The 2,484-nt window shown below is 58.6% G+C and carries 3 protein-coding genes; 1 reads left to right on the top strand and 2 read right to left on the bottom strand.

Features of this window, described 5'->3' with window-relative positions; all coding sequences use genetic code 11:
- The coding region (gene ligD / locus FKM97_RS26110; protein WP_342783581.1) for a non-homologous end-joining DNA ligase at positions 1-929 on the top strand (929 nt) is incomplete at its 5' end.
- 394 nt (positions 930-1,323) lie between these two features.
- On the opposite strand, the gene FKM97_RS26105 is transcribed toward ligD, so the two are convergent.
- A complete protein-coding gene (locus FKM97_RS26105) occupies positions 1,324-1,545 on the bottom strand; it encodes a DUF1488 family protein (RefSeq protein WP_170241158.1) in 222 nt (73 codons plus the stop codon).
- A 541-nt stretch (positions 1,546-2,086) separates the two neighbouring features.
- A partial coding sequence (locus tag FKM97_RS26100) for a hypothetical protein (protein ID WP_144295390.1) occupies positions 2,087-2,484 on the bottom strand: 398 nt, incomplete at its 5' end.

Below are 2,484 nucleotides of genomic sequence, written 5' to 3'. Positions count from 1 at the left end.
GGCTGACGATGCCACGCCGCAAAGACGAGCTGCCTGCGCGAATAGAACCATGTTTGCCTACGCTGGTTCCGTCAGCACCCAAGGGCCCGCAATGGGTTCACGAGATCAAATGGGACGGCTATCGTCTTGCCGTTCACATCAACGGCCAGGATGTGCGTGCGATCACGCGCAACGGCTTCGACTGGACGGACCGCTTTCCGACCATCATCGAGGCCGCCGGCAAGCTGCGGGTGAAGAGCGCCATTCTCGACGGGGAGGCTTGCGTGCTCAACGCGCAGGGGATCTCCGACTTCGGCCTGATGCAGGCGGCGATCGCACGGGGTCGGAAGCCCTCGGACAAGGTGGTGCTCTATGCCTTCGACCTGCTGTTCCTGGACGGGCAGGATCTGCGGAGCCAAACCCTCGCCTCGCGTCGAATGTGCTTGGTTGAGGTGCTGGAGCGCACGGCACATCCGGGTCTTGTTCTGTCCGAGGAGATCGAGGGCTCGGGCGAAGCGGTGTTCCGCCATGCTTGCCAGCTTGGCCTCGAGGGGATCGTCTCCAAGCGCAAGGATCTCCCCTACAGCTCCGGCCGCACGACGGCCTGGCTCAAAACGAAATGCGTGTTGCGGGATGATTTCGTGGTCATCGGCTATGAGCCAGGCGTTGGGGGTGCCGTGAACAAGCTGCGTGTGGCCCGGCGAGACGAGGATGGTGTCCTGCACTATGCCGGCGGTGTGGGCAGCGGATTGTCCGAACGGTTGTCGAAGGGCCTGAAGGCGCGCCTGGACAAGATCGCGCTCGCCAAGCCGGTGATCAAAGGCTTGCGGGAGAAGGGCATCATCTGGACCGAGCCGAAGGTGGTAGTTGAGGTGGAGTATCGTGGGGTGACAATGGCAGACCAGCGCCTTCGGCATCCGGCGTTCAAGGGTGTGCGGGAGGATAAATAAGCGTGGTAATCGAGCAGGTTCGATTTGTCTCTTGCGAGTAGGGAACGACATGGCCGTTTGAAGCTTAGACAGAGATAGCCGTGGAGTGACTTGATGCAGAGCTCATTAGATGTGACAGCGTTCGATTGCCGAGCCCAAGCTGCAGATTACAGAGAACGAGCTGAGGTCGAGACCCAACACGTCCGTAAAGGCCTACTATTCAACATGGCGCGCACCTGGACTGTCCTTGGAATTCAGACTGATCATCTCGACCAACTGGCTCCCTAACTTTCGGTATTGTAGTTTACCTTGAGTCTTGTTCGACAATCCGCAAAGGGACTTCCGGATCACGAATGGTCTGTTGAAGCCCTACGACTTCAATGCAGTGAAGGGCTCTTGGAGAATTAAGCGAACCTCACCGATCCCGATCGCGCGGTAAGTCGTCTGCATCCACAACGATCGTGCCGCCTGGCTGCTGCAGCCCTGACCGGAATTTTGCGAGGGCCACGGCTTCGATCGTTACTCGATGCTGCGCAAAGGCAGCAAGCCAATCGAGAAGCGCATCGGGACCTTGAAGCACTGACAGCGCTTCGGTTGTGACCGAGCAGGTCACCTCGCCCTGCGAATTCAGCATCATGAACCTGACGCCGAAAGGATTTTCAACCCCCGGCAACCCGGATGATCGCAGCGGCATTTCCGATCCCCCACAAGCCTCCGCCATTTTATGACTCTTGGACACAATCACGGCAAGCGGGTTGCCAGGTTGGCTAGAGCCGCTAAGGGCTTCGCAGGTCCGAGATCAGAACTTGACCTGCGCAGCTTAACGGTGCTGCCGTCGGGGCTGACCTCAAATTCATCCGGCAAAAGAGCTCGCTGCAAGATTCGCCGTACGGCTTCTGAACGCGCGGGGACCTCCGGCTGGCCATGCCGCCACACGTCGATGTTTGAAATCACTGACTTTGGAAGGGAGACCACCAACGGTGGTTTTCCTGTTTCGCTCATGCTTGCCACCCTTTTTCTTGCAACGGGTAGGGTTTAGCTTCGTTCCATAACGCTGCCTTATGGAGTTGAGGCGGCCTAGAAAATTCCCACCGCTCCTTCGGCCCGGATGACGATTACGGCAGCAAAATATCGCAGCGCCGATCGTCTTGCGGTACCTGTTATTTCGGTCATCCCGGCTACTGCGTCTGCGATTGAACTGCAGTAGTGCTCTTCTCCGGTTTCGAGCCTGGCACATGCGACATGGTTTTGGTTCGGGTACTCAGATCTTCTCCCTGGCGGACCTTGGTCTGTGTCTTCGATCTACTCCACTCTCCGCCTTCCTTGGCCGAAGCAGTCGATTTGGCGTTGAGATTGTTCTCGTTGGCATTGACCTTGGTGTCACTGTCAACTTTGCCGTCGACAGCGGCTGCACTTCCGCCGGAGCCGACTGTTGAACTGTGTCCGTCCTCGGTCTCACAACTACCGCCCGTGCCCAGGGTGCTCGCAGAGGTATTCTCCGTGGCGCCACTGCCGCCGGAGCCGACAGTTGCCGACCCAGAGCAACCGTCCTGCGCGTGAACAACGGTACCGCCAA

This window comes from Rhodoligotrophos appendicifer, from assembly GCF_007474605.1.
GTDB classification, from domain to species: Bacteria; Pseudomonadota; Alphaproteobacteria; order Rhizobiales; family Im1; genus Rhodoligotrophos; species Rhodoligotrophos appendicifer.
Note: the sequence above shows the minus strand (reverse complement) of the source record. Positions and strands in the feature narration are given on the sequence as shown.

Bases quoted from the DNA above. Each gene is read 5' to 3' on its own strand.
- FKM97_RS26105 (WP_170241158.1), bottom strand. From the start codon at position 1,545: ATGATGCTGAATTCGCAGGGCGAGGTGACCTGCTCGGTCACAACCGAA.